Origin of the sequence: Methanoregula sp., from assembly GCF_041645475.1 — an archaeon.
Lineage (GTDB): Archaea > Halobacteriota > Methanomicrobia > Methanomicrobiales > Methanospirillaceae > Methanoregula.
Genome location: NZ_JBAZQA010000015.1, coordinates 22118 through 44579 on the forward strand (window position 1 = coordinate 22118; position 22462 = coordinate 44579).

Genomic DNA, 22462 nt, shown 5'->3' on the forward strand with positions numbered 1-22462 from the left:
AACGCAACCGGAACGGGGCATTTTGCGGGGTTTTTCGTGGGGGCCGAGAATCAAAAAGGGTAATCGAAGCCCGTACAGGGCTTATTTCTCCCATGGTCCCAACCCCGGGATTAGGGCATAGCCATATAAGGGAAAATGAGGGATTTCGCTTATCCCCCCATTCCGGTAATTATCCCCACCACCTGCTGCGCCGTAACCGGATCCGCGACCCGGGCGAGCACAAGCCCAGCCATGAACAGGAACCGTGATGTGTGAGATCCTTTTGGTATCATCTCAATGGTTATTATATCAGGAGTGTATCGTATCAGCATGGCATACATGATGGATGGTATGTGGGGTGGGGGTTACGGCTATGGTTTCCCCTTCTTCGGCTGGGGCATGATGCTGATCTGGCTTCTCGTCTTCCTCGCCATTGGTTATCTGGTATACCAGGATGCGAATAAGAGGGGAATGAACGGTCTGCTCTGGGGGATACTTGTCCTCATCCCGATGGTGGGGATCCTCTTTCTGATCATGTACATCATAGTACGGGAAAGCAATTCGCAGAAAACCGTAATGGAAGGATCGAATGCAATGGATATTCTCAAAGTGCGATATGCGAAGGGAGAAATCACGAGCGAGCAATTCAAAACAATGAGTGAAGATCTCAAAAAATAACGGTATCTTTTTTTTATCTTAAACTCCCAGCCCCGTAATAATCCCGACAATCTGTTGCGCCGTCACCGGGTCCACGACCCGGGCCAGGACCAGCCCGGTCATCATCACAAACACGGCCCAGAATACTTTTTTGATTTGCTCGTTCTTGCCGAACGCTTCGATCGCTGCATCCGTATCCGCCTTCATCGCCTTCTGGATAAGCTTCGGCAGGAACACAAACAAAGGCAGGAACAGAACCGCAGCCCCAATGAACGCGAGCGTGATCTCGGCCCGGCCTGCAAGGAAGATCCCGACCGGGACCGCAAACAGACCGGCCATCATCGCAGCCATCCCGACTTCGCCAAACCAGAAGTAATGACGCTTCACCGCGTAGTTCAACCGCTCTGCATCTGTAAGCGCCGGGAGATTGAAGATGCCGAGCGTGGAGAGCATCCCGTACCAGACCGCATGCGTCTCCTCCGGGTCCGCCACAAAACCGAGGAAGAGCACCGCGACCGGGACGATGAGAAGAAGAAGAGGAAGCCGGGCCACCACCAGGACGAGCCCGAGCAGGATCCCGGTCCCGCAGATAGCGGCCCGGGTCTGCATCTCATTCTCGAACATGTTCTTCCGCCTCACACGGGATCAGATTCTCTGCCGTCCGGATCCGGTTATCCGCCATCCGCATCCTCCGCGATCCGGATCTCGAAGACCGGGCTCGTGTACCCGCCGTTCTCCGGACTGAAATCCCGGACCCGGCCCATCTGCGCAAACTTCCGGCGACCGGTCCGGATCTGGACCGTGTGCTTCCCCGGGGAACGCGGGTACACCCGACGGCCATCGATATCGTGCATCTTCTCATATGGCGGGATATCGAACCAGTCCGGCCAGAACCGGACCCCCCGGGGGATATCGGTTCCCCGCTTCAGGTCCTGCAACCGGATTGGTGCGAGGTTGTCGTAGATCAAATCGATGATCAGGTTTTCATCCTCCTGGCCCGGGTGCAGGTCCAGTTCATAGAAGATCGGATTGCGCCGGACTTCTTCCCGGGTCAGCGGCTTATCCGGAGTGAGCGGTTCAAGCCCGGCAAACTTTCCCCGGTACAGACCGGTCACGGTTGCGACCGGCTGCATGGCGGTTTCAGGTTCCATGGAACCGCTCCCGGTGGTTTTCGTGCTCGTCCTGGAGCTTCTTGAACTCCTCGACTACCTCATCATACCGGCCGATCTTCTGGTAAATCGCATACAACAGGGGATAGATCGGGAGTACGGCCCCGAGCAGGATCCCCACAATTTCAGTTTCCATAAAGCTCCTCCAAACAAGACGAAGAGACCGAAAAAAGAGAGGGGACCGGAGGTCGCCTCCCCTCCGGTCGTTTTCGTCCGGAACGATCAGGCGAGGGCCGCAACGGAGTCCGCCCAGGTCTCGACCTTTGTCCGGATGGCTTCATCCGAGTACGAGGAGATGCTCACTTTGTCGCGGCTGAACGTCACCATGTAGAGCTCGCCGTTCGGGTCGTGGCACTTCAGGGTCGCACTGTAGGCGTCCTTGTCGGTGTCCCGGATGGGCGTGCCGCCGTGGGCCGTGTTCTGGGCCGTGTTTGCGAGGATCGCTGTGGCTCCGGCATTGAACCCGGCAATGGTGTTGTACTTGTCCGACAGGTAGCCGATCGTCTCCGAATCGGTGTCCTGGTAGAAGACCTTCACCGTGTAGGATTCCTTGGTCTTCTCAACGGCGGGTTTGTTCTCGCCGGCAGTCATGTATGCTACGCAGGCAAACGGGTTGTCGGTGATGACCGACTGGACGATCGTGTTGAACGCCGCCACGTCTGCAATGGGATTCGCAAGCTGGCGAATCGCACTCTTGGTTACACTGTTCTGTACGAAATCTGCCATGTTTTCACTGGCTCCTTTCCCCCGGGCCCGTGGGTTAGAATATTACTCTGGAGGAGAGGGGTCTTGAATCTTGATGAAGGGAGGGAGGGGAATAAGAGGGATCGACACGAAAAAACAGGTACGGGCAGTTGTGTTTGCCCAGATTTAAAATTTACCCGGTAAAAATACCTTTTTATTGATTCTCGCCTCTAACAATCTTTTAAGTTTAGGGATCTCGTTCGAGCAATAAAGTATTCTGGATTTCATATCCTCATATTTTGCTTTAAGTATTTCTGGATTGTTTGAAAAAAGGTCTCCCGATGATCTGGCTTCATTTAAAAACAGTCTATCATTTTCTGCTTCAAAAAGACTGGTATAATAGGTATACAAAGAATTAGCTAATTCGGGATGAAAACGGGAAATTTCCTTTTTATTTTCGAGAAAAATTCCGTATTGTGGGTAAAAAGATTCAATCGGTGCAAAAACAATATTATTTATTTGAGAATTCATAGTGTTGTTTTGCGAAATGGTCCCGGGTGTTCGCGAATGAGTAAAAAAAATTTCATGCTGCGAAGCGTTTGCAATGTTATTCAGGGTCTTTGCCATGTCATCAATTCTGACTTGAGATTCTTTGATCTCTAAATAAAAACCGGTGGCAACATTTTTCTCTTGATAATTTTTATCAAGTAACCACAATCCAAAAGAACAAATCAAGCCGAGAAAAGCTCCCGTAATTATTCCCAATATAGCAATAATCAAATCGATTCCCATAGTTTTTGCACCGATTCCCTTCCACTTCAGAATGGATCAATTTTACTTGCTCGTTTCAATATCATCCTTTACTTGCCAACAAATTCATACTTGCGTCAAATCTCACGTTATTTCTTCATTAATGAGCTGTTTTAATTCGGGAAGTTGTTCCTTATCTTTGTTGAAAACCCGCCTCTGTCACAAATGCTAACATTATAAATATTAGGTTACAAATAGGTAGGTAGATAGTTAGTTTGTAAACTAACCGTTTTTTGGTGAGGGTATGAGCCTGGGAGAGAGCATCAAGCTAAGGAGACAGATTCTCAAAATAACATTGAGAGGTCTTGCGGAACAGATCGGGGTTTCGCATACCACTGTCGACAAATATGAAAAAAACAAACTGGTCCCGGATTCACAATCTCTGATCAAGTTAAGTAAGGCATTACAGATTCCCATAGCATCCCTGCTCCGTCCGGAGAGCCAGCAGGTCCAGCTGAATCACATGGCGTTTCGTTCCAAGAAGATGCTGAAGCGGGACGAGAAGCAGATCAATGCCGAGACAAAGGAATGGCTGGAGCGCTATCTCCAGATCGAGAACCTGACCGGAAGCGCACGGGTTTTTGAGATGCCCGAAGGGTTCCCACGGACCATCTCTTCATTCGAAGAGGCGGAAGAGGCAGCACGGGATCTCCGGACCGCATGGGATCTCGGGACCGACCCGATTGAAAATCTGACATACCTGCTGGAAGACAAAGGTATCAAGATCGGGATCATAAGCGGGATTACCAAATTCGACGCATTGTTCACGGAATACGCAGGCCACCGGGTTATGGTCGTGAAAGAAAATATTCCCCGGGCGCGACAGCGGTTCTCCCTTGCCCATGAACTCGGGCACTGCCTTCTCGATGTGGAAGGGGAACTCAACGAAGAGAAAGCAATGCACCGGTTTGCCGGTGCCTTCCTCGTTCCTCAAGAGAAAGTCTTCTTTGAACTGGGTGAAACCCGGCATAAGTTCTCCATCAAGGAGCTGCTCATCTTCAAACAGAAATACGGACTCTCCATGGGTGCATGGCTGTATCGTGCCATGGACCTTGGGGTAATTACACCGGAAAAATATCTCGGGATCCGGAAGATCTTCATGGCAAACCACTGGAACCGGGAAGAGCCCGGCGATGATACTGCAAAAGGAGAGAGACCGGCCCTTATGGAATCCATGGTCCTGAAGGCCCATGCCGAAGGAATCATTTCCACATCGAAGGCTGCTGAGTTATTAAACCAGAGCATCAGTACCTTCTGTTCAATAGACGGAGAATCGGATATTGAGTGCTCGGCAATACTATGTACTTGATACAAATACGATAATTGACTTGCATTTCGGGCAGTTGCTCCCAAAAATATTCCAATTGCCCTGTTCCTTTTTAATAACCGATTTACTCCGTGAAGAACTGCTCGATCCTCCGTTTGATATGCTGGCCGAGCTGGGCCTGCTTCCCGAACATCTCACTTCTGAAGAGGTTGGCGAAATCCCGGCGATGATGGGGAAATATCCCAAACCTTCGTACACAGATCTTTCCGTCATGATTCTCGCACGAACGAGAAATACCGTTCTCATCACCGGCGATGTTGCCCTTCGGGATGCTGCCGCAGATAACGGCGTGGAGTGCCGTGGCACCTGCTGGCTGATCGATTATCTCGCAAACGAGAGAGTCATTACATATGCCGAAGCGATTGCAGCGTACCATGTGATCCTGAAGAAGCCGAGATATCCTCCCAAGGAGGAATGCAAAGCTCTTCTGGCGGGATGGAGACAGAGGCAGAAGTTGGAGTGACGGGACCCATCACCCCCTAGCCAGTTGGGGGGATAATTGCACGTCAGGAAACAGAACCTAGCCAGCATTCCTGCACATTTTAGGTAAAAAAATACCGATCTATGAGAACTGCTCCATATGGGGGTATATCAAAACGTTTGCATAAAAAACGTAACACATAAAATAATTTAGGAAATTTCAGGCATCTGCGTTGTTTTTCATAATATATCCAATAATTGCATTATCAATTAATTTAGGTATAGATGACGTGAATTGGGGATATTTTTGATAATCCTCATATTGTAAATCTATTTTTTTACAGATAGTCCAATAATTTTCAAGAATTTCGGAGAATTTCTGTTTTTCTTTATCATACGACAAGAGAGATTTACTGTTAAAAAAAAACATTAAAGTATGCTCTCTATCTATCGGGGGGACTAAATCTGGCAAAATGTGATGCATTAATTTCGAGTTTCCCACCAAACAACTGTCTGTTTCCATAATATCTAGATTCTCGAAAAGGGATTCGATTTGTGAAAAAATTCTCGATCTATCGTTAGTATTTAGATCTTTCAACTGATAGGTTTTTAATGAAACAAATTTGGAAATATTGTTATGGATCGCTTTGGAAAAACTTGAAAAATCTTTTAATTTTGCACCTTTTTTCCCCATTTTATGCATTCCCCACGATGTAAGCGTTGCATAACAACATTCAATAAAATCCTGCGAGGAAATTAAATCATTGAAATTATTGGACTTACGTATCATATTGATAGTTTTCTCGTGAAAATAAACACTCGGCCCAGAGAACTTAGGATGACTAAAGTAATACTCAACAAAAGAATGGAATTTTTGTTTATTCTCAATTAATTGATCCAAATTTCGAATCATTTTAGTACTGATCCTTCAGGGTTTTTATTTATTTTACCGAGACTGATTGTCTACACCTTCCAATATTTTGTAAAGTGCATAGATTCCCACAATAATCAAACCTAATGCAATCAAATCTTCGAGAGGTTTATTTTTTGCGTCAGGTTGCTCTTTTGCAATATAGGATCTCAATTCACTTTCTTCAGGGCTCGAAAGGGGAGAATGTTTGGATTTACCTAATAGAAATTGCATTCGATTGAATTCCTCTGGTGCGAAAGGCATTATTTCTGCCCCCGAAATATCTTTTCAACTTGAGTCGTTCCGATTTCAGTCAAAATCATTTTTATTGGCCGAAGTTGTTCAAGCTCATTATTTACGAGGTTCAATTCATTTTGGAACTCAGCATGCCGCTTTTCCATTTTTACATCCGTATCATGAAATTTCCAAAATAAGGCAATTAATTGTGCAATAAATAATCCTATTAGTCCAATAATGAGATAAGCAACAGTCTGATCCGCAATCTCCATTGATTATAGATCATCATCTGAATTATTAAAATGTCTTTGATTACCACTGAATTTTTTAATATTTGATTATTCGGGCCAGTCAACAAGGCAAGAAGTAAAAATACTCACGAACGTTAAATTCTCTTAATTCCCTTCCCCTCACCCCGTCATCCGATCAATCTACTCCTCCGGGTAACCCCGCAGACCTGACAATTCCCACTATTTGCTATCAGCGATCGCAAAGTGTATTGATAGTACCTTAATCCAGATTTACTGAACAAGCACTTTCATCATTCTTCAGCATCCGGAACACCACAGGTATTCAGGAACCAGTCAATAAATTCCCCGCTGAACTTCCCATTGTTCGTCATGGATCCTACATCTATTGTCTGGAGCACTCCATACCGAGAGAAATATACCCCGACTTTTGTGATCTTATGAATTGGTAACGAAGAAAAATCGTATACTTCTTCTTTGGGAAGATCGCTCTTTTTCGTTTCCGCATCCGGTGCTTCTGTGAGAATTTTCATTTCACAAATCCGTTTGAGGACCATGTATCCGATAAGCTGGTTAAAATAATCCCTTTCAAACTTGGGATTGATAGTCGTCTTAATCTCTATCAATGTATCATCGATGATGAGATCGGCGTCCGCCCCTCCGACAACTTTTGACGCGAATCCGAAAGTCGGGTTTAATATACAGATATTGTTCGCATGAAACTTTTCCGGAGGAATCAGGCTGATCATTTTTTTCAGATCCTGGACATCCTCGCTGCGTATACTCTCGATGTACTCGGAGAGAATCCCGATACGATAGACCATTTCGAGTCGGGCCAATTGAATTGCAGACCCGATTAACTCATCAGTCAGATCTCCGTTCTGGAGGAACGTTTTGTGTCGGGCCTTTGCATTTTCAACAATCTTTTGTACCGAGATGAATTGTTCCTTAGTAATTTGTCCTCGTCGGATCCATGATTCAAGGAGTGTGAGTGCTGTATCTGCAAGCCAGATGTTGCTTTTCCTGGTTGTCTGGTTATGATATTCGAGATAAAACCTGAGTAAATAATCAAAAGCGGATCCGACAAGGCTATAGTTATTTGTCTGAGGCGGCGCCTGAAGAAGCATTTTTCTTGTTACCGCTGGCTTTTTGAATTCACTCCGAAATCGATCTTTTACTTCGGGATCTTGTAAAAATTGTGTCAGACTCATGACCGGTTTATCCTTTTTTCTACTATGGTTGGATTGCATATGATTCTTGGGAAGTTGATGAGTACAAAATATCCATTACAACCGTTCCTATCCATCCACTCTCACCCCCCTCCCATAACACCGCTCGCAAAGCTTCACACCATCCCGGTCCATCCACTCCGCCCGGGCAACCCCGCACACAGAACATTTCCCGACATCAGAAGTCACACGACAACACCGGGAAACATCCACCGTACCCGGTAAAGGAACCGACGCCTCCTGCTCCGCCTGGACCGCCGCGTTGTAACACGACCGGCAGATCCGCCGGGCCTGTTGCCGGTCCCGGGGCCGGGACCGGCGCTCCTTGGTAAATTTTTCATTATACCAGGAGCCCTTCTTCCCGCAGGCATAACACGGGGTTTTCGGCTCCGGGATCTCCAGTTTTTTGTAATCCCCGGCTTTGATGGCCCGGCCCCGCTCCTTGTTTACAGCAGGGGGGTCCGGATCCGGGCTTGTTTCAGCAGTTTTACAGCATGTGCTGTAAACGACCGGAGCAGATTGCAGACCCGGATTTCTGGTTTGTGCAGGTCCGGGCAGAGATCGATTTTCATTTACAGCAGATGGGGAATTATGGAGACACGGATCAGAACTTTTTCCGGAATTATTGTCACCTCCATAATTCCGGTTTTGCTGTAAATCATCTTCCTGTTGTACAAAATTATTATCAGAATCATTCTCTTTGCAGGAACCGGGCGCACCGGGGCCATCATTTTCATTTACAGCAGGTGCTGTAAAACTGCTGTAAACGTGCTGTAATGCTGTAAATGACCCGGCACCACTGCCACCATCCGGATCGTGGTCGAGCCAGCAGGCCCCGCCGTTCCGCCACTGCCGGTACAGCGCCCGGTCCCACTCGAACGCCTCGGTCCGGCGCCGGACCGAATACCCGCTCTCCTCGCTCATCGTTACGGTCCGGTCCGTGAAGGAGAGCGCCGGGCATTTCTCCAAAAGTCCCGTGTAGTTCTTCCCCCGGCTGTCGTAGCCTTTGATCATCCGGTAAATTCCCATGTAGGACTCGCCCGTGAACCGCTGGAGATCCTGGATGGTGAACTCGTGGAGGTCCGCCTTCTCGATTACCGCGAGCAGGTCGGACTCCTTCTTCGTCATCTTGGATTCCTGCCCGCCGGCAGTGCCGTTCAGGAGCGTGAAGACTTCGGCAGCCGCAGCAAAATCCGTCTCGTCCGCATACACGCAGAGCGTGCCGTCACTGCCGGTCTTCTGCCGGCGCTGCATGAAGAAGAGCGTCGCGTGGCTCTTGATCAGATCGTAGAGCATATCGGGATTGCGCCGGTTCCCGATGGCATTGAACCGGATCCTCAGCGAATACGGAATGATCACCCAGATCATCTGCCCGTGCAGGACCTCCCAGATCTCCCGGCAGGTCACGAGCTCATCGGACTCTTCAGCAAATGAATCCGGGTCCAGCATCTCCCGGGCCTGTTTTGCCGCGAGAACCCGGGCGTCCTGCTCGGCCGATTCATCGATCCAGCAGGTGAGCATCCGGTTCATCACCTGGTCGTCACCGGTCCCTTCCTTCTTTGCAATCCACCAGACGCACCGCTCGGGAATCCGACAGACACGCGAGGTCAAGTCTTTGGTAACGGTCGTGTGCGTGATCGGCTCGTGGAAGTTCGAGGTCGCGGACTTCAGGATCTCCTGGATGCCGTCCGAGAGATCGATATCGTCGCTCATCAGGACCGTCCGGGGCCGGAGGTCTTTCATGTAATAGAGCGCCTTGTTGCTCACCGTGCCTTTCACTTTGTACTGGTCCGGCACCTGCTGCATCATCTTCTTAAAGGCGTGGCTCTTGCCCTTGCCGGAATCCCCGGTCACCGAGACGTGCAGCCCGTCCGAGTTCTTCACGGCCTGCGATGCCATTGCAAGGATCATGCACCGGGCAAGGATCTCGTCCCCGACATGTTCCTGTGCAAACGTTTTGAGCATCAGGGCAACCGGGTCGCCATGTTCCAGCACATCGAACGCTGCGGTCCGGGCATCGTATTTGACCGGATCGGGAGGCGGGTTTGCCGCTCCGCCCTGATCGGGTGTCTCCGTAACCGGGCCCGCCGGGTTCATCCCCCTCCCGGGTCCTGCCGTTGCCCTGGAACCGGAATGTTCCGGATCATGACGGGGTTTTCCCATTCGCCGGTTATGTGCAGGGGCATCCGAATATTCACCCGTTCCCTTATGTTCAGCGTTGACCCGTGCCCGGTCCTTTCGCCAGCTCTTCTGTTTCTCTTCCCAGTCCTTCCGCTTCGCTGCCCGGTCCGGCTCGAACCGTTCGCGAAGTTCCTGCCATCGCTGGGAACCGCTGCCGCAGGACGTGTGCTTGCATCCGGCAAAGACTGCGCCGTTCCCGAACTGGATCGCAAACGCCCCGTCCTTGTGGGCTGATGAGAACGGGCACTGGTCGAGAACGAACAGCGTCCCGCCGCCATAGGGTTTCTCGGATCGTGTGTTAACGCTGTTAACAACCAGCCACCGGCGCAGGTCGAAGCCCGTGTCCTTCGAGGCCGGCGGCAGTGCGTGCTGCTCGGTCGGGAGCCGGGATGCAAGATCCTGGAGCCTCGCAGCACTCGCGATCTTCAGTTCCTTCGGCGCGGACAGGATCCGGCTCCTGCGGTGCGGCCGGTCCGGCGTGTCATCGCCTTTCCGCGAAACCGTACCGTACAGTTTCCAGATCCGGGCCGCGTTGAAGTTCGCGGTATCCACGGTCACCCGGTTGTCGGAGAAGAGCAGATCAAGCGTTGCAAGACACTGCTTCACCAGCGCCGTTGCCGCTTCATCGTTCGGCAGATCGATCCGGTAGAGCAGGTGAGCCCCGTTGCCGGAGTCGGCCCGGACCGGGTCCGGGAATCCGAGCCCGGCAATCCACCGGGCGATCTCCTCCGCTTTTGCGAGCGCCAGCCGGTGCTCTTCATCCGTACTCGAAACGCCGCTCGGCCGGACCGGGTCGATATCGACCGGGAGCCAGCGGCGGCGCAGGATATCCGCGTCGCTCGTTGTGCTGTCCTTTTTTCCAAGCCGCATCTTGATCCGGTGTGCCCGGCGCGAGAGGAGAGCCGGGTTCACCTCGTTGAGCGTGACGTAGATGCCGTGGACCGAACCGTCACAATCGAGCGGCTCCACGGACCGGATGAGCGTATCCGGATCGCTGAAGTACCCGCTGTGCGTGTGCTGGTCCGCGAGCGCCCGGACTTCGACAACCTGCCCGGGCCCGGCTAACAGGCAGATTGCATCCCGGAGCAGGCCCTCCATCTGTCACCACCCCGTCCGTGGCATGAATGCATGAGCGGATCAGCCATTGCTGTCGCCATCCTGAAGGAAATCTCCCTGTTTCAGCCGCCTGGCATGCTCATCGAGAGTCTCGACCCGGACCGTATACCGGTGGTGGAATTTCCGTTCGACATGGATCTGGAAGATCGCATCGCCATTCTTCTTGATCTGCTCCGCAACCGCTTTTGGGATCAGGAAGAGCGGGATGCCCTCGACCTTCCCGGCCGGCCCGCTCCCGTCATCCGGCATGCGGTGACACCTTCTTCCAGCACCGCAGCCCGGGTGTGCCGGGCGCATCCTGCCCGGTCATGAGGTTTGCTCCTGACAAGAGACAGACTCCCCGGGCTCCGGAATCTCCCGGATCCCATCCCGGGTGATCTTAAACTGCTGGAACCCGTCCAGGGGAATGGCGAGCCAGACCTCGAACCGGTAATCGGGCTCTTCATTCTGCACACGGGTAAGAAATCTCTTCACCTGCGCCATCTCATCGCTGCAGAACGCCGCAGCCTCGGCAGGCGATGCGAGCGGATGGAGGGAAATTTTCAGTTTTACAATAAGGGTCTCAACAGTCCCGTCCTCCCGGGTCTTCCTCGCGGTCAGGTTGAACGCGATATACCGCGAGCTCCTCACAAAATGGCTCACGATCACCGGCTGGTAGCCCCGGGTCTGGAGAATTTTTGCTGCCCGCAGTTCCAGAACCTGCATCCTGCGGATGGACGTCATACCGCACCATTCGTCCGGGAGATAACGGTTCCCTTCCACGAAAGATTCTGGATCTTGCGGACGCTTTCGGAGAGGATCTCAAAACACCGGAAACCGTAGGCCACCGAGTAGATCCAGAGCTCATACGAATTTTCGGGCATGCCGGAATGACGCAGGAGATGGTTGCGGAGCCCGGCTATGTCCTTGGGATAATCCATGGAAACCGTATCCGGCGTCACTTCCCGGTGAAAGATCTTCCGGATGCGGATGAGACGGACTTCGCCGGAAGGCCCGGTTGCGATAAGATGAACCGGCGGGTACCGCGTGTTGACACCGTGCGGGACAACCTGTACGGTGTAGCCGTTGAGCTGGAGCAGTTCCCGTGCTCCCTCCTCGATGAGCGTGCAGCGGCGGCTGGTCATGCAATGCTCCGTTGGCATGGGGTGCGGGCCAGTGCCCGGCCGGTTACCCATGCATTCTTGTGGGGTTCGTTCTGCGATTCAGAAGTTGTTTCCGGACGGTTCATGTATCCGGCGGAGGGATCAGATGTGACTGGCATATGCTGAAATTTCCTTTGCGTCATTCTCGTGTGTTCGCCCGGGAATTTTCACACCCGTATGTCCCGGTATCCTGGCAGGTTCCGGCCCGGTGGTGCAGGCCATATACTTTGCAGCCGGTTCATCAAGCCGTGCTTCAGGACAGGTACTTGGGTGAAAAATATCCCGCAAAGCCCGGCAGATCCTTGACCGGCATTATGTACGATTGGGAAAATAGGTGAAGAGCGAAAAGATGGGCGCATGATTGCTGGCAAGCGTGGTCCACGGCCCCGTGTTCCCGGCGCACTGCATTGCGGATGCAATGGTGTACTTCCGGGCCGGGCTCTTTTCTGAAGTAATGCCCCCGACCGGGCGGACCAGGGACCGGATCCGGGATCCTCCGGATCGCGTGAGCGATTGAATCCGGCTGATCACAATCTTAAATAATTTCTGCATAATTGTTACATCTTTTATACCGTCTGAAGGATTATAGCCCTTTCTGAAGCAGGGCCCCCGGCTTCGCTGTTGGACGGAATCCGCATCTGGTAGATTCACTGCCGGATTCAGCATTGAATAATTTTCCGGTTCCGGAATTTTCGCACTGCTTCATAAATATTTATTACTGGATAAAACACTATGGATAAATTGGAACAGGAAGTTACCATGCAGGAACAAATAATTGTAGGATTCTCTAAAAAGGAGATGGAACATATCGATCTCCTTGTAAGGACCGGCATGAGACGGTACGTTGCAGCAACGCTTGTGTACCTTTCCGTCATACCGGAAACTACCTCCCGGGAGATTGAGCGTTGTGCGGACCTGCGCCAGCCGGAAGTAAGCCAGGCGCTGAAATACCTGATCGGACGGGACTGGGTGACGCGGAGGGTCGCGGTTTCTAAAAACAAGGGAAGGCCTATGAATATTTTTTCGCTTGTCGTCCCGTTCCGGGAAATCGTGAATACGATCGAGAAGGAGAAGAGGAAAGAAGTGAGCGACAAGCTTGTTATCATCCAGAAACTCCGGGAAAGTCTCGGGAATATTCCAGGGTAACCTCATTTTTCCCGATCCTTTTTATCCTCTCCCGGATATATGACCCCGTTATCCGCGTTCTGCTGGCAGTTCTTTTAGCCGGACAGAGGAAATTACCGATAAAAATTACATCGATTCTACGAGTGATAGGCCCTATTGTACGAGGTGGATTCCAGTCGTATTTTGGCAAACGGGGCGATATTTGAGCGTATTTTTGATGGGAACTGAATCCGGGCGATTTACGGGGTTTTCCGGGAGGGGGATAGTACCGAGAGCAGAAACGAATCCCGTACAGGGCTTGTTTTCCCCCAGGTGCCCGGACCCCCTGATTTGGGCATTACCGTCAATGGGGAATGAGGAAATCCGCTTATCCCCCCAACCCCCCGGGGGAAACCCGGAAAAAGAACCGGTTGTAAACCGGTCCATCCGCTACAATTTCAGACGAGCGCCGGGACAAAGAGTGCCAGGAGCGAGAGATCCTCATGGCCGGCACTCACGGTATGATGGTTTTTCGGGGGAGTTACAAACGTCTGGCCGGGTGCAATCGTGATCTCCTTGTCCCCCAGGACAAACGTTCCTTTCCCGCTGATTATCAGGTTCCACTCCCACTGGGTCTCGTGGTCGTGGTCCGCAACCTCGCTGTCTTTCCAGATCCTGACAAGGTGGTAGCTGAATTTTCCTAAGGTCTCTTTTCCGGTCACGAGGTCTTTGAGAAATACTCCCTCGCATCCCGGGAGCGAATACCAGGGTTTTGCATTTGCCTCGGTTTCCATACGGGGAAAAACAACAACGCCCTGTTCAAAAATCTCTGCATTTTTTTTTGGTTCCATTGTCAGACTCCATCGCATGTCTCGTTAAATGGATGTGAAGAGATTATCAATCCCAAAAATTATTTGACGTGGGGAATTACTTCCTTGAACACGTCGATTCCGAGATTGACGTTCGGGCTTGAATTCCCGAGACAGAAGTGGGTGATACCGGCCTTCTTGAACCGCTCTATCTCCTTGATGAGTCCTTCCGCATCGGTTGCGCAGAGGAAATTCTTCTTGAGCATATCCGAGTGGACAAGGTCTGCATGGAGCTGGACTTCAGGCGGGTCGCTGACGCGGTACTTGAACATCGATGGCACGAGACAGGCTGCCCAGAACCGGTTGCCTTCAACAGCCTTGTCGAAATCCGGATCAATGGAGTACCAGATGAGCATGGCCCGCTCCATCTTCTTTGGATCCTTGCCCGCCTCCTTTGCGCCCTCCTCGAACTTCGGGATAGTAACTTTTTTCAGGGTTTCGGTATCGGCAGAGACCGTCATGAGGTGGTCGCCGTACTTGCCGGCAAGCTTTGCTCCCTTGGGGCCCATGCCGCTGAAGTAGAGCGGGACTTCGTCATCCGGCTTGGTGTACATGAACGCTTTTTCCAGGGTGAAATATTTTCCCTTGTGGGAGACCGGCGTCTTGCTCTCCCAGAGTTTCCGCATGACCTCGATAGCTTCGATCGTCATATCCTGGCGTTCGCCAATGCTCGGCCACTGGCCGGTCACCGGTACTTCGTTCAATGCCTCGCCAGCTCCCACCGCGACACCCACGCGCTTCGGGTACATCTGGCGGAGGGTTGCAAAGGTCTGTGCAACTACCCCCGGGTTGTACCGCAGGATGGGACAGGTGATACAGGTCGAGACAAACACTTTCTTGGTTGCCTGCAGGGTAGCCCCCATCCAGGCCCACGCCATACCGGACTGTGCATCGTCGTGATACCACGGGTGGAAATGGTCGTCAACCCAGATCGAGTCGAACCCGACTTTTTCTGCCCGTACGGACTGTTCCAGAGCATCCATCGGTTTGTACTGCTCGATTGATGCGAAATATCCAATCTTTGTTTCCATGATAACTGCCTCGGGCCGGAAAAGACGAGGTCACGGGCGGGAAATAGCCTGCGATCCAAATCCTGATTTGCCTGCAATAACTATACTCATCTGGGTAACCCGCCGCGTTCACTGACTATGAGGCGATACTGTCGAAAGGTGCTGCCACATTCTGGTTTTTGTGAACCCGGCCGGCCTCGCCCATGAGGACTCGCTTTAGTTCCGGTTTTTTGTGGAACTCGTTTCCACACGACACCATTTCGCCAATGCAAGAATAAAGGTAATTTTTATTGCTCGCCATTAACGGGATTCCCGTGAGGCAAGGATTCCGACGATATTGTTCACCATCCCGTTCACGATAAAGATCCATTATTGCTCGCCATTAAAACAGTTCCATGGGAGCGGGAAACCGTAAATCCCCCGGTTAGACAAGCCTGTGCGCAGGTTTCCCTGCATTGCCCTGCAGGAGAAAAACGTCACCGGCATTATTAAAAAACCGGCTGTTTCTTAAAATCTTTTCCCGCCTTTACCGCATCCGTTACATCGACCATGAACGAAGCAATTTCACCGGACGGGAGTTTGAAGACATAGTGCGAGATCCAGGGAAAGTCCTCGCGGTTCCTGTACTTGAGCGGTGCCGCAAACTCCGGTTGCTCGGTTAAGAGAACCCGCAGGAGGAGGTCATGGATTACCGGGTTTGGCAGCTCGGGGAACTCTTCGAAGAGTCGTTTTCCGACAAGGTCTTCCTTGTTCATCCTTAAGAGTGCAGCAGTCACCCGGTTGACATCCTTGATGATATACTCATCACCGTTCCCGACCGGTTCGTAGATCAGGACGCCGTTGCAGGTATTTTCAAAAAAGGAATGGTACCGCACTTCCTTAAGCTCGGTCCTCCGGAGCGCTTCCTCAGCCCGTTTCCGGTCCGTGATATCAAGAATAATACCGTTCCAGACCGTCTCGTTCTTCAGCCGGACCGGCTGCGAGAGGACCCGGATGTACATCTCCTCCCCGGTCGGGCGAATGAACCTTCCCTCAAATTCCCAGGGAGCAACACGCCGGATAACATCTTCGATCGATCGTATCCAGCGCTCCTGGTCTTCCGGCGCAATACAGTCACCGTACCGCTGGATCCATGTATTGAGCGGTTCCGGGTCCAGGCCGTAGACTTCGCTGGAACGATCATCCACGTAGTGCATGCCCCATTCCCCGGAATCCCTTGTATAAAACTGGTACACGATTCCCGGCAGGTTGCTGGTAATTCCCCGGAGCCGCTCCTCGATCCGGTGCGATGCCTCCTCAGCCCGTTTCCGGTCGGTGATGTCGAGGAAAATACCATTCCAGACCGTCTCGTTCTTCAGCCGGACCGGCTGCGAGATCCCGCGGACATACATCTCCTCCCCGGTCGGGCGAATGAACCGTCCTTCAAATTCCCAGGGAGCAACACGCCGGATCACATCCTCGATCGATTTTCCCCAGCGCGTACGGTCTTCCGGCGCAATGCAGTCACCGAAGCGGTCGAACCAGGTTTCCAGCGGTTCTGCGGGCACACCGTATATCTCCTGGGTACGTTCATTGACATAATACGCTCCCCATTCCCCGGAGTCCCGGGCATAGAACTGGTACACAATGCCCGGAAGGTTGGTAACGATCCCACGGTACCGCTCTTTCAGTTGTTTTTCCGCCAGTTTTTTTGCCGTAATGTCGAGGAAGAGGATAAAAAACTCTTTTGGGGCAGTTCCCACGCTGCCGGCAACCGGTGCAAAGACAATCTGGAAATAGGCGACCCCGCTCTTTTTTGTTGTCGTGAGGGTCTCCGATTTCAGCCGGTCGAAGTTACAGGAGAGGGTCAGTTCGGCAATCTTTCCTTTCTGGATCAGGTCCTGGATCGTGTTCCTTGAACACATGATATCGTAAAGCCTGAGATCCGCAAGGTCCGTGAACCGTGCAAGGCCGAGGATATCAAGGGAAGCCCGGTTGGCATTGATGATCGTGCCGTCTTCGTGGAAGAGGAAGATACCGCTTGGGACTTCTTCAAAAAGCGTCCGGATCTTCCGTTCGCTGTTTTTTAAGGCATCCTCCGTTTTCTTCCATGTCGTGATATCCCGCAGGCTTACCATGATCCCGGGTTTTCCGGTAAATGCAAGGGAGGGAATGACGGTTGAGACGAATTCGGTAAGGAAGATCCGTTCGGTGCCCCGTTCGATCAGCAGCATCTCGTTGATGAATGTCTGCGACTGGATGATCCGCGTAATATTTTCCTGGACCGTGGTATTGTCGAACAGGGGCAGGCTGAGCCGGGATAATTCGGTCCCGATGATGTTCCTGTCCTTTCGGATATTGAACGTGTTGAAAAAACTCCTGTTGACCATCAGGATACGGAGATCGGCGTCAAGAATGAGAATCGCATCGGAGAGATAGTTGAAGAGATCGTCAAACGGGATGTTCTGGGACGAGGCATATAATTTGGCTTTGCCAAACGGCTTCATCTCCACATGGCCCCGGGATAAGAGGACTTCCAAGTATTTTGCAACCGCCCCCCGGTTCATCCCCAGTTCCCGGGCAATGAAGGATATGGATACTGCCTCAGGGTAACGCGCCTGGAGAAACTCCCGGATCAGTACATGACGATCTTCCTTTGCTGCCATGGGTGAGTAAGTAAAGGTTCCCGGTTTTTTAAGAGAAGAATGTATCGAAATCTCCGGCGTGGTCTTTTGTGGCAGGTAATCCGGGGTGGTTATGGGCAGGACAGGAACATTTCTCCCTTTCAGAATCCGGCAGATTGCCGGACAAAATCAACTGCCATTTACCGTGAAAAAACCTTGCCCATCAGTACCAGATCCTCATAGGAATTGTCAAGCCTGAATGCCTGCTTTTTCACTCCCTCCTTTTCGTATCCCAGCCGCTCATACAGGCGGATTGCACCCGGATTTGTTGCTGCCACCATGCACTCCATACGAAGATATCCCCGGCTACCTGCCTCTTTTTCGAGAAATTGTATTGCCCGGGTGCCGATCCCCCTGCCCCAGAAGGAAGGTTCGATATAGAGAAAAAAAGTTGCTGCATGGGAAAGCCTGGTACCTTTGGGCTGTGCATAAAACCCGGCGCCGCCGATGATCCGGCCGTTTGTGTGTATGCCCCAGAGGGACATTATCCCGCTCTGTATGTGCGACCACAACGCCTTCGTTGTTTCCATGGGTACTGGCGGGATCGTCTCAAAATGTTCTGCTATCTCCGGAATATTTGAAAGTTCATTAATTCTCAGAAGGTCAGCCTCTTGTATGGGGATACATTGTATTGACCCCGGTAATGAATCATGAATCATAAAAAAAGTGGAGAGATGATCCCAATAAAAGTAATCTTTCAAACGATCCGGGGAGAGGCGACGGTTGTTTTCCTTCGGGGTATCTGATCCCATCTCCTCCGGGAACTCTGACAACGGGGATCCTCATGACAATCAGGAAGACCGGATGGGCTGATTTCGGATTGGCAAGGGCATGACCCCGCCGGCTTCCCGTCACCAAAAAATAATTATTTTTCTCTGATAAATCCCAGGACTTCCCGGAGGGTCACCCGTTTCCCGTAGGTCAGCATGCCCATCCGGAAGATCCGTGCGGCAAGCCTTGTGAGGACAACAATGGAGATGACGAGGACTGCGATACTCACGATAATCTGGTACGGCGGTACCGTCACGAGCGTGAGCCGGACCATTGCAATGAACGGGGCCGTGTACGGGAAATACGTCAGGACCTGCATCAGGAGGGAATTTGGATCCTGTAAGAGGAACTGGAGAAAGATGAGCGGGAAGACGGCAAACATCGAGAAGATCGCCGAGACCTGCTGGGCTTCCCTGACGGAGGGTGCAAGGGAGGCGGCGCAGGCTATCGAGACCGAGAAGAGGAAGTACCCGAGAATAAAGTAGACGACTGCGAGGCAGACGAGCCACGTTACCTGGAGCATAGAGAACATGGCGGCAAACGGGCTTGCGGCGATCACGGCAAGACCGATCGCAACCCAGACCCCGATCTGGAGCAGGCTCACTCCCGCGTACCCGAGGATCTTTCCGGCGAGCAGTTCCTCGGCAGAGCAGTGGGAGAGCAGAAACTCGCCCCTCCGGCTCTCTTTCTCCTCGCCGATTCCCTGCATCAGGTAACCGGACGAGGTGAGGATGCCGAGCGCAAGGACCATCGTCAAGCCAAACGGCAGGAGAAAGCCCATAAGTTCCTGGTCGCCTTTGGGATTACCCGCCTCATCGAGGACAATCACATTCGGGGGTATCGGGGAGAGGATATTCCGCGCAGCCCGGTCGGACACGTTCTCGTGCCGCAGGAGGTTCTGTGCCATAAATTCCTGCACCGACCTGCTGGAACCTGTCGACCCGAGCAGGGAGTTGTCCATCGTATAGACCTTGAGCACGCCGGTACTGATATACCCCCCGGGGACTATCAGCAGGCTGTGGATATCGCCGTTTACCAGCGCCGCTTTGCCGGTTGCAGGGTCCGGGTACGGGACAAAGCCGGGCGCTGCCTGCACAAAACCGGTACCATCAACGTACCCGCAGGTCTGGTTCGCTGCGGCCGAGCCTATCCCGGCGCCGGCATACATGGTGAGCCCGAGGATGACGAGCATGAACACGGGAAGCCCGATCGTGCCAAGGATGAACCCTTTGCGCCTTACGGTCTTGAGAAATTCAAATTTTGCAACAACAAGGGATTTTGCCGTCATCGCCTGCACACCTCGAGGAAGATCTCGTTCATGGACCGCTGCTTGACCTCGAACTTCCGGATGACAACGCTTGCAGCAAGCGTTTGTAATATCGCCTGGGTATCGGCATCCTTCTCCACGATCAGCTCCGCCGCGTTTCCGGAGTCGTTGATGCCAAGGATATCATCGATATGCGGGAGCGTGCCTTCGTAACGGACCTCGATCGACAGGCCGAACTGCTGGCGTATCTCATCAAGGCTTCCGTAGAGCACCATCTTCCCGTTATTGAGCATGAGGATCCGGTTGCACATCCGTTCCACCTCGTCCATCTGGTGCGTGCTCATGATAAGTGTCGTGCCGTTACTGCTCAAGTCAAGAAGAATATCCTTGAGGGTTTTTGTGTTGAGAGGGTCGAGCCCCGAGAACGGCTCGTCGAGGATGAGGAGGTCCGGCTCGTGGATGACCGCAAGAATAACCTGGAGGCGGCGGTGCATGCCCTTGCTCAGTTCCTGGATCTTTTTATCCCGGTACGCGGTGAGATCCAGCTTCTCCAGCCATGCGTCCATCTTCCGGTCGATCGCCTCCACGTGCTTGAGCTCGGCAAAATACCGGATACACTCCGAGACTGCGATCTCCTTGTCAAGGCTCCCCTCCTCGGGAAGGTAGCCGATGGAGTCCTTAATGTCGTCGGAGAATGTCGTACCGAAGAGCGCTATCGTCCCGGTATCGGGCCGGAAGATATCGAGAATGGTCCGGATGAGCGTGGTCTTACCCGCACCATTCGGACCCAGAAGGCCGAACACCTCGCCTTTGCCAACGGAAAAACTGATATCTTCAAGGATATGCCTGCGGTCGAAGGTCTTGGTGAGGTGTTCAACCTTCAGGACATCTTCGTCCCAGTCGGATCTTGTATCGCCGGAGATCATGCGTCTTTCGTATCCATTCGTTTTCCTTCAGACAGTGCGGGAAAGATCCCGGTCTTCCCATAGGTATAGAGGCCGGTGATCGTGATCCCCATGACGGTTGTGCCGATAAAGATAAGGACGAACATCACCAGCAGGTAGAGAGCAAAAACCGCTCCCAGTGCTGCAGTACTGCCTGCTGAAAACCCGATCGCGATTACGGGGATCATGGTTATCACCATGGCAGCAAACACGATCAGGAAGTAGATGATGAAACAGACGATGACCTCGCCCCACAGGTTCCTGAACAGGGATACCGATTCCCTGATTGCGCCGATCAGGTTTTTACCCGCAAGGACAAGGGCCGGGACAACAAAGAGGGTAAGGGCATAGAAACAGGCCCCGAATGCCAGGGCACCATACAAAATGCCGGAGTTTTCGATGGTCCCGCTCGTTGTTTTTGCAGACTCCATGAGGATCAGGAAGCCGGTCCCGACAACTGCTGCTATTGCAGCCCAGCTGACAAGCGGCCGCACGCAGCCTGCAACGCGTGCCAGTCCGCTGCGAAGGGTTGCATCATGGCCCGAGAGGAGAAGCGATACCGATGCTATCAGCGCTGCCAGCAGATAGTACGTCAGCAGGGCATTGACAAAACTGACGATCAGTGCAAGGGCAATCCAGGTAACCGAGCCCTGCTCTATCATAACGGGTGCAGGGCTGGTAACAAAGCCTGCTCCCGGAAACAGCGAGCTGCCGGATATGATCTGGAGACAGGTGCTCGAGACAAGATTGAAGATCATCACCAGGCCTAACAGGAGTGAGAACCAGAGCAGACGTTTGTTCCGGAACAGGAACAGTATACTCCCGGTCGTGAGCCTGATTCCCCGGTCGATCCGCCCGGATCCCCCGGCCCCGCCGTCAGGCTGTGCCGGACCGGTTGCAACCGGGGGTGTTGCTATCGCCGGGGGTGCTGCACGCACGGGTCGTGCAACAGAGTTCGGACACCATGCAAGATATTTCCGGATTATTTCAGAAACATGAAATGTCATATCAGAGCCTTCACGTTGGTAAACAGTTCTTCTGCCATTTGTGTCGGGTCGGCAGTCTTCTCAATCCTGATGCCAAGCTCGCCTGCATAGTCCCAGAGCAGTTCGATGCATTCGGTGTAGCGCTGGCACGTGCCGCAGTCGCCCTCATGATCGTACCATACCTGGACCCCGTGTTTTTCCGAGATGAAGATGAGCGCCGGGATCTGGAGGGGAATCGACCGCCCGAGCAGGATCCCCCGCCCGGTATTGACCGCCTCGATCGCGATCTGGTTTGACTTCGCCATATCGCGGAGGGCCGATTCGATCTTCCCGTCCATGGCAAGCAGGGCCTTGGACACAGCCTGCCGGGAGATGCCAAGCCGGTTGGCAATGGTGATGTTCGATGTTCCGCTGCGCCGCATTGTCCAGAACGCGAACTGTTTTTCGTCCATGGGCAGAAGCATATGTCAACGTGTGTGGGTTGACTAAATAAATTTTTTCACGATTCATGGTGCTCGTTAAAATCTGAAGGACAGAAGGGTTTCCCTGTAACGCCCCCGGCCACAGGATCGCGCAAATAACCGTATATGCGGTCACCGGATCCGGAAACCTGCACGGGAACGAGACCGGCCAGAGCAATGAATTCCTGTTTTTACACCAAAAAAATCTGCCCTCATATCCGCATTCTGCCAGCGTTTCCGGAGGCTGGCAGGGGTAACCCATGTGGCAAAAACGACGT

25 protein-coding genes are annotated in these 22462 nt (G+C 52.5%); 4 read left to right on the forward strand and 21 right to left on the reverse strand.

What is annotated here, in order from left to right; all coding sequences use genetic code 11:
- Positions 1 to 309 precede the first annotated feature (309 nt).
- Positions 310 to 657: an SHOCT domain-containing protein gene (locus tag WC598_RS11720; RefSeq protein ID WP_372961687.1), complete on the forward strand. Its 348-nt coding sequence runs from the start codon at positions 310 to 312 to the stop codon at positions 655 to 657.
- A gap of 18 nt (positions 658 to 675) precedes the next feature.
- Here the strand turns inward: WC598_RS11720 and WC598_RS11725 are convergent, their stop codons facing one another.
- From WC598_RS11725 to WC598_RS11745, 5 genes are all read right to left on the reverse strand, one after another.
- On the reverse strand, positions 676 to 1260 hold the full coding sequence (locus tag WC598_RS11725; protein WP_372961688.1) for a hypothetical protein: 585 nt from the start codon (positions 1258 to 1260) through the stop codon (positions 676 to 678).
- Between the two features lie 47 nt (positions 1261 to 1307).
- Positions 1308 to 1787 (reverse strand): hypothetical protein, encoded by a 480-nt coding sequence (locus WC598_RS11730; RefSeq protein ID WP_372961689.1) that lies wholly within the window; start codon positions 1785 to 1787, stop codon positions 1308 to 1310.
- Entirely contained in the window at positions 1777 to 1941 is a 165-nt protein-coding gene (locus WC598_RS11735; protein ID WP_372961690.1) for a hypothetical protein, read from the reverse strand. The genes WC598_RS11730 and WC598_RS11735 overlap by 11 nt, the downstream gene beginning before the upstream one ends.
- An 86-nt stretch (positions 1942 to 2027) precedes the next feature.
- Positions 2028 to 2531: a hypothetical protein gene (locus WC598_RS11740; protein WP_372961691.1), complete on the reverse strand. Its 504-nt coding sequence runs from the start codon at positions 2529 to 2531 to the stop codon at positions 2028 to 2030.
- A gap of 144 nt (positions 2532 to 2675) precedes the next feature.
- The gene (locus WC598_RS11745) at positions 2676 to 3281 is read right to left on the reverse strand and encodes a hypothetical protein (RefSeq protein WP_372961692.1); all 606 of its coding nucleotides are present in this window, start codon (positions 3279 to 3281) and stop codon (positions 2676 to 2678) included.
- Positions 3282 to 3543: 262 nt separating this feature from the next.
- Between WC598_RS11745 and WC598_RS11750 the strand changes: the two genes are divergently transcribed.
- Together WC598_RS11750 and WC598_RS11755 are read left to right on the forward strand one after the other, a co-directional pair.
- Positions 3544 to 4608 carry a helix-turn-helix domain-containing protein gene (locus tag WC598_RS11750; protein ID WP_372961693.1) on the forward strand — a complete coding sequence of 355 codons (1065 nt, stop codon included), beginning with the start codon at positions 3544 to 3546 and terminating at the stop codon, positions 4606 to 4608.
- A gap of 118 nt (positions 4609 to 4726) precedes the next feature.
- The gene (locus WC598_RS11755) at positions 4727 to 5089 is read left to right on the forward strand and encodes a hypothetical protein (protein ID WP_372961694.1); all 363 of its coding nucleotides are present in this window, start codon (positions 4727 to 4729) and stop codon (positions 5087 to 5089) included.
- A 177-nt stretch (positions 5090 to 5266) separates the two neighbouring features.
- Here WC598_RS11755 and WC598_RS11760 read toward each other — a convergent pair whose 3' ends face one another.
- From WC598_RS11760 to WC598_RS11795, 8 genes are all read right to left on the reverse strand, one after another.
- Entirely contained in the window at positions 5267 to 5740 is a 474-nt protein-coding gene (locus WC598_RS11760) for a hypothetical protein (RefSeq protein WP_372961695.1), read from the reverse strand.
- A 479-nt stretch (positions 5741 to 6219) separates the two neighbouring features.
- Positions 6220 to 6465: a hypothetical protein gene (locus tag WC598_RS11765; protein ID WP_372961696.1), complete on the reverse strand. Its 246-nt coding sequence runs from the start codon at positions 6463 to 6465 to the stop codon at positions 6220 to 6222.
- A gap of 269 nt (positions 6466 to 6734) precedes the next feature.
- A complete protein-coding gene (locus tag WC598_RS11770) occupies positions 6735 to 7652 on the reverse strand; it encodes a hypothetical protein (protein WP_372961697.1) in 918 nt (305 codons plus the stop codon).
- A gap of 87 nt (positions 7653 to 7739) precedes the next feature.
- A complete protein-coding gene (locus tag WC598_RS11775; RefSeq protein ID WP_372961698.1) occupies positions 7740 to 10949 on the reverse strand; it encodes a hypothetical protein in 3210 nt (1069 codons plus the stop codon).
- A gap of 39 nt (positions 10950 to 10988) precedes the next feature.
- Positions 10989 to 11216, reverse strand: coding sequence for a hypothetical protein (locus WC598_RS11780; protein ID WP_372961699.1), 228 nt, complete (start codon positions 11214 to 11216; stop codon positions 10989 to 10991).
- A gap of 57 nt (positions 11217 to 11273) precedes the next feature.
- Complete coding sequence (locus WC598_RS11785; protein WP_372961700.1) at positions 11274 to 11690, reverse strand: hypothetical protein; 417 nt, start codon at positions 11688 to 11690, stop codon at positions 11274 to 11276.
- The gene (locus tag WC598_RS11790; RefSeq protein ID WP_372961701.1) at positions 11687 to 12091 is read right to left on the reverse strand and encodes a hypothetical protein; all 405 of its coding nucleotides are present in this window, start codon (positions 12089 to 12091) and stop codon (positions 11687 to 11689) included. Before WC598_RS11790 ends, WC598_RS11785 begins: the two co-directional genes overlap by 4 nt.
- Positions 12092 to 12421: 330 nt before the next feature.
- The gene (locus WC598_RS11795; RefSeq protein WP_372961702.1) at positions 12422 to 12640 is read right to left on the reverse strand and encodes a hypothetical protein; all 219 of its coding nucleotides are present in this window, start codon (positions 12638 to 12640) and stop codon (positions 12422 to 12424) included.
- A 201-nt stretch (positions 12641 to 12841) separates the two neighbouring features.
- Here WC598_RS11795 and WC598_RS11800 point away from each other — a divergent pair, with 201 nt between their 5' ends.
- Positions 12842 to 13255 (forward strand): MarR family transcriptional regulator, encoded by a 414-nt coding sequence (locus WC598_RS11800; protein WP_372961703.1) that lies wholly within the window; start codon positions 12842 to 12844, stop codon positions 13253 to 13255.
- Positions 13256 to 13671: 416 nt separating this feature from the next.
- Here WC598_RS11800 and WC598_RS11805 read toward each other — a convergent pair whose 3' ends face one another.
- From WC598_RS11805 to WC598_RS11840, 8 genes are all read right to left on the reverse strand, one after another.
- Positions 13672 to 14064: a cupin domain-containing protein gene (locus WC598_RS11805; protein ID WP_372961704.1), complete on the reverse strand. Its 393-nt coding sequence runs from the start codon at positions 14062 to 14064 to the stop codon at positions 13672 to 13674.
- Between the two features lie 59 nt (positions 14065 to 14123).
- Entirely contained in the window at positions 14124 to 15113 is a 990-nt protein-coding gene (locus tag WC598_RS11810; protein ID WP_372961705.1) for a TIGR03557 family F420-dependent LLM class oxidoreductase, read from the reverse strand.
- A gap of 467 nt (positions 15114 to 15580) precedes the next feature.
- The gene (locus tag WC598_RS11815) at positions 15581 to 17737 is read right to left on the reverse strand and encodes a PAS domain S-box protein (RefSeq protein ID WP_372961706.1); all 2157 of its coding nucleotides are present in this window, start codon (positions 17735 to 17737) and stop codon (positions 15581 to 15583) included.
- 158 nt (positions 17738 to 17895) lie between these two features.
- Positions 17896 to 18507, reverse strand: coding sequence for an N-acetyltransferase family protein (locus WC598_RS11820; RefSeq protein WP_372961707.1), 612 nt, complete (start codon positions 18505 to 18507; stop codon positions 17896 to 17898).
- A gap of 113 nt (positions 18508 to 18620) precedes the next feature.
- Positions 18621 to 19814 (reverse strand): ABC transporter permease, encoded by a 1194-nt coding sequence (locus tag WC598_RS11825; RefSeq protein WP_372961708.1) that lies wholly within the window; start codon positions 19812 to 19814, stop codon positions 18621 to 18623.
- Positions 19811 to 20719: an ABC transporter ATP-binding protein gene (locus WC598_RS11830; protein WP_372961709.1), complete on the reverse strand. Its 909-nt coding sequence runs from the start codon at positions 20717 to 20719 to the stop codon at positions 19811 to 19813. The genes WC598_RS11825 and WC598_RS11830 overlap by 4 nt, the downstream gene beginning before the upstream one ends.
- On the reverse strand, positions 20716 to 21744 hold the full coding sequence (locus WC598_RS11835; RefSeq protein WP_372961710.1) for a DUF6159 family protein: 1029 nt from the start codon (positions 21742 to 21744) through the stop codon (positions 20716 to 20718). The genes WC598_RS11830 and WC598_RS11835 overlap by 4 nt, the downstream gene beginning before the upstream one ends.
- On the reverse strand, positions 21741 to 22187 hold the full coding sequence (locus tag WC598_RS11840; RefSeq protein ID WP_372961711.1) for a hypothetical protein: 447 nt from the start codon (positions 22185 to 22187) through the stop codon (positions 21741 to 21743). Before WC598_RS11840 ends, WC598_RS11835 begins: the two co-directional genes overlap by 4 nt.
- Positions 22188 to 22462 lie beyond the last annotated feature (275 nt).

Bases quoted from the DNA above. Each gene is read 5' to 3' on its own strand.
- WC598_RS11720 (WP_372961687.1), top strand. From the start codon at position 310: ATGGCATACATGATGGATGGTATGTGGGGTGGGGGTTACGGCTATGGT.
- WC598_RS11725 (WP_372961688.1), bottom strand. From the start codon at position 1,260: ATGTTCGAGAATGAGATGCAGACCCGGGCCGCTATCTGCGGGACCGGG.
- WC598_RS11730 (WP_372961689.1), bottom strand. From the start codon at position 1,787: ATGGAACCTGAAACCGCCATGCAGCCGGTCGCAACCGTGACCGGTCTG.
- WC598_RS11735 (WP_372961690.1), bottom strand. From the start codon at position 1,941: ATGGAAACTGAAATTGTGGGGATCCTGCTCGGGGCCGTACTCCCGATC.
- WC598_RS11740 (WP_372961691.1), bottom strand. From the start codon at position 2,531: ATGGCAGATTTCGTACAGAACAGTGTAACCAAGAGTGCGATTCGCCAG.
- WC598_RS11745 (WP_372961692.1), bottom strand. From the start codon at position 3,281: ATGGGAATCGATTTGATTATTGCTATATTGGGAATAATTACGGGAGCT.
- WC598_RS11750 (WP_372961693.1), top strand. From the start codon at position 3,544: ATGAGCCTGGGAGAGAGCATCAAGCTAAGGAGACAGATTCTCAAAATA.
- WC598_RS11755 (WP_372961694.1), top strand. From the start codon at position 4,727: ATGCTGGCCGAGCTGGGCCTGCTTCCCGAACATCTCACTTCTGAAGAG.
- WC598_RS11760 (WP_372961695.1), bottom strand. From the start codon at position 5,740: ATGGGGAAAAAAGGTGCAAAATTAAAAGATTTTTCAAGTTTTTCCAAA.
- WC598_RS11765 (WP_372961696.1), bottom strand. From the start codon at position 6,465: ATGGAGATTGCGGATCAGACTGTTGCTTATCTCATTATTGGACTAATA.
- WC598_RS11770 (WP_372961697.1), bottom strand. From the start codon at position 7,652: ATGAGTCTGACACAATTTTTACAAGATCCCGAAGTAAAAGATCGATTT.
- WC598_RS11775 (WP_372961698.1), bottom strand. From the start codon at position 10,949: ATGGAGGGCCTGCTCCGGGATGCAATCTGCCTGTTAGCCGGGCCCGGG.
- WC598_RS11780 (WP_372961699.1), bottom strand. From the start codon at position 11,216: ATGCCGGATGACGGGAGCGGGCCGGCCGGGAAGGTCGAGGGCATCCCG.
- WC598_RS11785 (WP_372961700.1), bottom strand. From the start codon at position 11,690: ATGACGTCCATCCGCAGGATGCAGGTTCTGGAACTGCGGGCAGCAAAA.
- WC598_RS11790 (WP_372961701.1), bottom strand. From the start codon at position 12,091: ATGACCAGCCGCCGCTGCACGCTCATCGAGGAGGGAGCACGGGAACTG.
- WC598_RS11800 (WP_372961703.1), top strand. From the start codon at position 12,842: ATGGATAAATTGGAACAGGAAGTTACCATGCAGGAACAAATAATTGTA.
- WC598_RS11805 (WP_372961704.1), bottom strand. From the start codon at position 14,064: ATGGAACCAAAAAAAAATGCAGAGATTTTTGAACAGGGCGTTGTTGTT.
- WC598_RS11810 (WP_372961705.1), bottom strand. From the start codon at position 15,113: ATGGAAACAAAGATTGGATATTTCGCATCAATCGAGCAGTACAAACCG.
- WC598_RS11815 (WP_372961706.1), bottom strand. From the start codon at position 17,737: ATGGCAGCAAAGGAAGATCGTCATGTACTGATCCGGGAGTTTCTCCAG.
- WC598_RS11820 (WP_372961707.1), bottom strand. From the start codon at position 18,507: ATGGGATCAGATACCCCGAAGGAAAACAACCGTCGCCTCTCCCCGGAT.
- WC598_RS11825 (WP_372961708.1), bottom strand. From the start codon at position 19,814: ATGACGGCAAAATCCCTTGTTGTTGCAAAATTTGAATTTCTCAAGACC.
- WC598_RS11830 (WP_372961709.1), bottom strand. From the start codon at position 20,719: ATGATCTCCGGCGATACAAGATCCGACTGGGACGAAGATGTCCTGAAG.
- WC598_RS11835 (WP_372961710.1), bottom strand. From the start codon at position 21,744: ATGACATTTCATGTTTCTGAAATAATCCGGAAATATCTTGCATGGTGT.
- WC598_RS11840 (WP_372961711.1), bottom strand. From the start codon at position 22,187: ATGCTTCTGCCCATGGACGAAAAACAGTTCGCGTTCTGGACAATGCGG.